At 63.7% G+C, this 6,441-nt stretch carries 7 protein-coding genes; all 7 read left to right on the top strand.

What is annotated here, in order from left to right; genetic code table 11:
* Positions 1-621 (top strand): type III PLP-dependent enzyme domain-containing protein (locus V8683_RS28120; protein ID WP_462880707.1); only part of this gene is annotated, 621 nt, incomplete at its 5' end.
* A gap of 22 nt (positions 622-643) precedes the next feature.
* Positions 644-1,774 (top strand): acyl-CoA dehydrogenase family protein, encoded by a 1,131-nt coding sequence (locus tag V8683_RS28115; RefSeq protein ID WP_411189858.1) that lies wholly within the window; start codon positions 644-646, stop codon positions 1,772-1,774.
* Positions 1,743-2,357, top strand: a complete 615-nt coding sequence (locus tag V8683_RS28110) for a GNAT family N-acetyltransferase (RefSeq protein ID WP_411189859.1) — start codon at positions 1,743-1,745, stop codon at positions 2,355-2,357. Before V8683_RS28115 ends, V8683_RS28110 begins: the two co-directional genes overlap by 32 nt.
* Positions 2,354-3,415 carry a 3-oxoacyl-ACP synthase gene (locus V8683_RS28105; protein WP_411189860.1) on the top strand — a complete coding sequence of 354 codons (1,062 nt, stop codon included), beginning with the start codon at positions 2,354-2,356 and terminating at the stop codon, positions 3,413-3,415. Before V8683_RS28110 ends, V8683_RS28105 begins: the two co-directional genes overlap by 4 nt.
* Positions 3,412-4,338, top strand: a complete 927-nt coding sequence (locus tag V8683_RS28100; protein ID WP_411189861.1) for a 3-oxoacyl-[acyl-carrier-protein] synthase III C-terminal domain-containing protein — start codon at positions 3,412-3,414, stop codon at positions 4,336-4,338. The genes V8683_RS28105 and V8683_RS28100 overlap by 4 nt, the downstream gene beginning before the upstream one ends.
* 391 nt (positions 4,339-4,729) lie before the next feature.
* Complete coding sequence (locus V8683_RS28095; RefSeq protein ID WP_411189862.1) at positions 4,730-5,518, top strand: autoinducer binding domain-containing protein; 789 nt, start codon at positions 4,730-4,732, stop codon at positions 5,516-5,518.
* A gap of 167 nt (positions 5,519-5,685) precedes the next feature.
* Positions 5,686-6,420: an acyl-homoserine-lactone synthase gene (locus V8683_RS28090; protein ID WP_411189863.1), complete on the top strand. Its 735-nt coding sequence runs from the start codon at positions 5,686-5,688 to the stop codon at positions 6,418-6,420.
* Positions 6,421-6,441: the final 21 nt, after the last annotated feature.

Raw genomic sequence — 6,441 nt, 5'->3', positions numbered from 1 at the left:
GATCTGCTGGAACACTCTTCAGCGAACTCAACAGCCTTTATGAAACCGTCTCTTAGTGCGGAACTCGTCGAGCGCCTGGCCGGCGACCTGAGCGTGGAACCCGACTTCGTCAATCTCGGCGGCGGCTTTGGCATCCCCTATTTCCCGGGGGAAACACCGCTGGATATCGAGGCCGTCTGTGGCGCCATGCACGGCTGGCACGCGCGGCTTCACTCACTGCTTCCACACACGAAAACCATCCTGGAACTCGGACGATATCTGGTCGGCGAAGCAGGCATCTATGTGTGCCGCGTCATCGACCGCAAGGTCTCGGGCGGCAAGACGTTTGTCATCACCGACGGCGGTCTGCATCACCATCTGGCGGCCTCCGGCAACTTCGGCCAGGTCCTGCGCCGGAATTTCCCGGTCTTCCTCGGAAACCGGGCCAATGCCACGTCGTACGAGCGCTGCCACGTGGTCGGCTGCCTGTGCACGCCTCTCGACCGGCTCGCCGACGACGTGGAATTGCCCGAATCGCGTATCGGGGATTATGTGGTGATCAGGCAATCGGGTGCCTATGGCCGCTCAGCCAGCCCGGAGCATTTCCTGGGTCACCCGGCCCCCGTCGAGATGCTCGTCTAGCCTGGACACCACGGAGAACAGCATGGTAATGACTGGATGTTCTGTCGCGGTACCTGAACCCGCAACATGGGATCTCAGTGAAGAAATGCAGGACCTGCGTGCAGCGACCGAACGGTTCGCGCGCGACCGCCTTGAGCCGCTGCTTCGGCAGCCGCCCGATCCTTCGGCATGGCTCGAGACTGTCCGGCTGGCTGCAACGCTCGAAGTGGGACGCATGATCCTGCCGGAAGCTGGCGGCGGCATGAACATCAGCCGGCACGACCTGGCGCTCATCATGGAACAACTCGCCGCCGGCCCGCTTGAGCGGGCCGTCCAGCTCTCGCTCAGCAGCCCCGCACTGATGACGCTGCGCGGTTGCGAGGCGCTTGACCGTCTGCCTGATCACGACGTCAGTCACTATTTCGACGGCACGACGTCGATCGCACCGGGTATCGTCGACGTCAATGGTGCCGGCATGTGGGTGCTGCGCCAGCACCGCAACTCGCCCTTCATGACGATTCAGGAGCGCGACGGGCACATCAGTCTCGTCATCGCGACAGCAGATGCAAGCTCACCGGAGCCCGGCAATGCCACAGTCGTGCTCACGGATGGCCTGTGCCTCGAGCATTACGACCTTGCCACGTCCAAAGCGCACGTTGTCACTGTCCCTCCTGCTGCGGGTATGAGGCCGCACGATCCCGCCCGGCTGTGGTTAGTCGACGTTGCGCTCTATCTTGGCGCACTGCTCTGCGGAGCGATGCGGCAAAGCGCCAGTTTCGCGCTCTCATACAGCGCGGGTCGCCACAGCTTCCGCAAGCCGCTTGCCGCCCATCAACTCGTCGCCTCGCGCGTCGCCGACCTGGTCACGGCGGCCCATGCCTGCCACCTCTTTCTGCGCAGCGCCGCGATGCTCGACGGCGACATGCAGGTCGTGACCGTCAGCCAGATGGCCCGTCACATCGCAACCGAGGCGCTGGATGCAAGCCGGGAGCTGGTGCAGCTGTGCGGCGGGCACGGCTACGTCGAAGGACTGCCCCCTGCAGCGCGGTTCCAGACAATGCACTGGTTTGCGATGCTTTTTTCCGGCGTCGGCCAGAGCCTGACCGCAACTGCGCCAGCACGCGCTGGGACGGAGAATCCGCGTGAGCAACTGCAACCAGGCCCGCGTTCCTGAGGGGCAAAAGGACCGGTGTGTCCTGGCCGCAGCCGCAGGAAGAGCGCCATCCTGCTGGCTTCGCGAGCCCGATGGTGACGACCTGCACGATATTGCCGCCTGGCTCGCGCGGCCGGACCTCAACCAGTGGTTCGATTTCGGGCTGGGCCGCCAGACACTGCCGCTCCTCGCCATCCAGTCGATGGCCCGCAGCGGCCGGCACAGGCTTCGGGTTTTCGGCGCCATGGGACACCACACGCCGAGTGGCCTTGCGGCCGTCAGCGACATCACGCATGCATTCGGAACCGGATCCTTCTGGGTCCTGCGCGACGCACGAAGACCCGCCTGCCGTGACATGACGCTGCTCGCATCGACGCGCGTGCTGCATGATGCCTTCATGACCGACCGTCTGCAGTGCATCACGGCCTGGGCGGTGGACTGTAACGTGCGCTCGCGCCGGCTGCTCGAGCGCATCGGGTTTCGCCCCGCTGGACAGCAGCGCAACTGCCACGTCATGCAGGGCTCCCGCTTTGGACGCGTACTGTACGACCTGTTGCCGGGAGACCTCGCCTTGGCCACCGGGACGCCCGCGGGTGAGCCATGAGCCGCCCGGTCATCACCGCACTGACGTCGTGTGTGCCGCCCGCCATGCCGCTGTCCCGATGGCTTGAAAAAGAATCAGCACTGCGCACTACCAGCAACCCAGGCTGGAACACCTGGATGCGCTCCTGGCATCCGGACTATGGACACTGGCTGGAGGCATTACCGCAGATTGAGGCCGGTCATCCGCCGACCTTGAGTCACGATCCAGCGATTCCGGATCGGTGCTACATGATCCCTGTCGAAACCACACTGGACCAGACAGGACTCGCCGCGCAGGTACTCAGGAACATTTGCGCCAGACGCCCCGGCAACGCCAGCCCGATCGACGTCATCATGTTCTGCCATACCACGCCCGGCGAGCATGTCCCGGCCACAACCGCCGGCAGGCTGTGCGAGGAAACCGGCGCGTCGTGCCTTGCGTTTTCGGTATCGCAACAGCAGGGAGCGTCGGTCTTCACTGCCTTGAGACTTGCCGGTGACCTGCTGCTTGCCGAGGCGGACGTCCACACCATCCTGATTGTCGCTGCCGAGAAATGGTACCCACCGTTCACAAGATGCGCGACGGGCGGAGTGATACAGGGGGACGCCGCCGGCGCGCTGCTCATCCAAAGAGCCGCCCCTGAAAGTGGCGGGCTGAGGATACTCGATGCCGAAACGCGCCGCGTTCCCCATCGCAGCCAACCCGGGACCACAAAAGGCGACGAGTCCTGGGCATCCACACTGACAAAGCTCATCGATCTTCTGCTCGCCCGGAATGGCCTCCACCGCAACCAGATAAACGATGTGATCGGCCATCAGGGGATGCCATCCCTCAGTGTCGCAGTGCACAGCCATCTCGATCGCCCTGCCGTGCGCGAACGGCGCGAAGAGTCTGCTCACCTTGGCGCGGCCGAGTCCATCGTCCGACTCGCACAGACACCCGATTGCCTGGCCCCCCGCCACGACCGCCGCACGCTGCTGTGGGGGTTCGGCATCGGAGGCTTCATCGGTGCCGCGTTGCTCGAGGCGCGCGGCATGCCCTTCCAGGACCGCCGGTCCACCAGGCGCTCTGCCTCATGACGCAGGATCCCGCTATCACCCATGTCGCCTATCATCTTCCCGGGCGCGTCGATGACGTCGGAAGCTGGGGCAGGCGCGCCGGACAATACGCTGCCGTACCGGGGCTCGAACGTGCCGGAATGCATCGGTACCACCGCGCCACGGGCCAGACGGCAATCGGGCTCGCGGCCAGCGCAATCCATCAGGTCATGCTCGCCTCGTGTGTCGCGGCGGATACCATCGACTGCCTCGTCTACGTGCACACCCTGCAGGGCAGCATCGCTCCGCCGCCCATGTCGCTGCCCGGTCTGCTGTGCGATCGCTTTTGTTTTACCCACGCCGAGACGTTTTCCCTCGCCCAGCAACACTGCGCCTCGGCACTGGGCGCACTGCGCGTCATCCGTGTGATGTTCGTCGCGCGGCCGCACATGCGTCGCGTCCTGCTCGTCGGCGCGGACGTCATGCCACTTGAACCAGAGAGACTCATGCGCGGCGAAGGCATCATGGGTGACGGCGCGTTTGCCGCGCTCGTGCAACGCGGCGGCGCGACCAACCGGCTGCTTGCAGTGGGGACGCACTGCAGCGGACTGGGGTGGCGCGGCACCTCAGGACTCGACAGTCCGTCCGTCGCCGCGCGCCAATTTCTTGCAGCCCGCAGCCTGATCAGCACCACCCTCCGGCAGGCGCACTGCCCCCCCGAAGACCTGCAGCTCATCCTGCCACACCATCTGGACCTTCCTGCATGGTACCGGCTGCTGGACTCGCTCCGGATTCCACGGGAGCGGCTGTTCGCCAGCAATTTTGCGCGTGTCGGACACGTCACCGTCAGCGATCCATTCATCAATCTGGCCGACTGCGATGACGTCCTTGTTCCCGGTCGCCCGTTCCTCCTTTTCGCGCGAGGCGTCGGCGGATTCTGCGCCGCAGCGGTCCTCTGCCGGTAATCGGATCAATAACCACCGGCCCACAGCTACGCTTAACGGCGTTCCGGTCGCACGGACACCCCCTCAGCGAAGCAGCATCGCAGCCCTTTTATTCCCGTCGCAACGACCTTTACCGTCGAGGCTTGCCGACTGCCGCGCACTGAAAGTGGCACGACGTGCGAATCTATTCTACTGACTATAATATGTGTAAAGTGGTTACCGGAAACGTCAGCAGCCGGCGTCTGGTAGACCGTGCCGGAACTCCCTTCTGGCAACCGGATGCCGGCCTCTGACTGGCTCCTCACTCCCGGAAATGCCTCTCGCATGAGCTGCGCACATCGTGTGCAGGGACCAGCACTTTCATGCGGTACTGATGTTCCGGACCCCGTGGGGCAGCGCCGAGGTAGTCGATATGAAAGATGCATCGCAGGACCCTCCCAATGCGGTCCTCCGCCCCACGTCACCTGCAGTTGACCGCTCGCAGGGAGCCGTCACGGCACCGATGATGCCACTCGCATATGCCGCCGATCTTCCCTCACTCGCCGACTCCTTCGGAAACGCCGCCAGCGCGTTGGGCTTTCCCCATTTCGTCATCAGCCGCGTTGCACGTACCCGTTCCCCCTGCCTCCCTCGGACGGCATTGGAGGTAATCTGCGGCGATTATCCGGATGAATGGGTCCGACACTATCAACGCCGTAACTACGCCTGTGCCGACCCCGTTCACCGCGCTGCATTCACCCAGTCGGCACCCTTCCGCTGGCACGACATTGTCGGCTTGAGCAAGGCCGAACATCGAATCCTCGACGAGGCGCGGCAGGCCGGTTTGCCGGGCGGCCTCAGCGTGCCGCTGCACCAGCCCGGCGGCAGCGTCCTGCTCTTCAGTCTGGCGGGACCTCTCGAATCGGTCAACGATGCATTCAACGCCCGGCTCGCCTATCTCATCAGCACCCAGTTTCACTTCGAGCTGCACCGGCTCACGCGCACACGGTCAACGAAAGCCTCCCACTTCCTGACACCCCGTCAGCGGGAATGCCTCACCTGGGTCGCTCGCGGCAAAACCTCAACGGAAATCGGCATCATCCTCGGGATTTCCCGCTATACCGTCGACTATCACATTGAAGAAGCGATGAAAGCGCTCAACTTCAACAGTCGCACAGCGGCGGCCGTCAACGCGACCGTCCAGGGTCTGGTCGAACCCTGACGCCCCCTTTCGATCATCCCGTCTGGCCTTCTCTTTCGCGTGCCGATTGCCTGTGGCAGCGGTACCCGCTGCATAGGCAATTGTGCCTCCACCCTCCGCAACTTCCGAGTTTCTGGTCCGAAATCGCACTGATAGCTTCGCCTCAACGGCTAACACGAGGAGGAGCCATGTCACACGTCATAGCCGGCAGACTCGACGATCTGCCAACCAGTTTGCGTCACCGTCTCGGAGCCTTCCGTCACAAGGTTTTTGTCCAGCGGTTGCACTGGGAGATTCCCGGCGTCTCAGCTGACGCCACAGCCGAATGGGACGAATTCGATGGAGGCGACACCATCCAGCTCGTGGCCCTGGCCACCGATGGAACGGTCTGCGGATGCGCGCGCCTGATGCCCACGACAGGGCCATGCCTCCTTCGCGATGTCTTCCCGCAACTCGTATATCCGGAATCCGTACCCTCCTCGCCTTCGATCTGGGAAATGTCCCGGTTTGCGGGAACAAGCCTGTCGAACCAGCTCGACGCGACCACGTCTGGCATGTCGCTATTTCCCTATTCGATGGCGCTTGCTGCCTCCTTCGGTGTTATACGACTGGTCGGGGTACTCACACGCTCCGTGGCCCGTCTGTACCGGCGCTATGGACTCGCCCTCGTCGATCTCGGTCATGGCGGGCCTGGAAAGCCTTCCGACATCGTTGCATGCGCAATCGATCTGACACCCGCCAGCTTCAGCTGCATCCATTGCGATGCCGGCACGTTGCTGGGCGCAATCTGCCGCCTTAGAGATTTGCCGACAGCTCAACGCTTTCGAATCGATCATCCCCGCCCTGCCGATTGGCAGTCAAACGCGCCCCTGACAATCAGCGGCACACCGATGATCCACCCGGGCGACTCGCCCCATCCGTAACCGCACAATCGTGCAGGACTT

The organism is Paraburkholderia sp. AV2 (assembly GCF_054968425.1).
The sequence above is the reverse complement of the archived record's forward strand: the minus strand, read 5'-3'. Positions and strand labels throughout refer to the sequence as shown.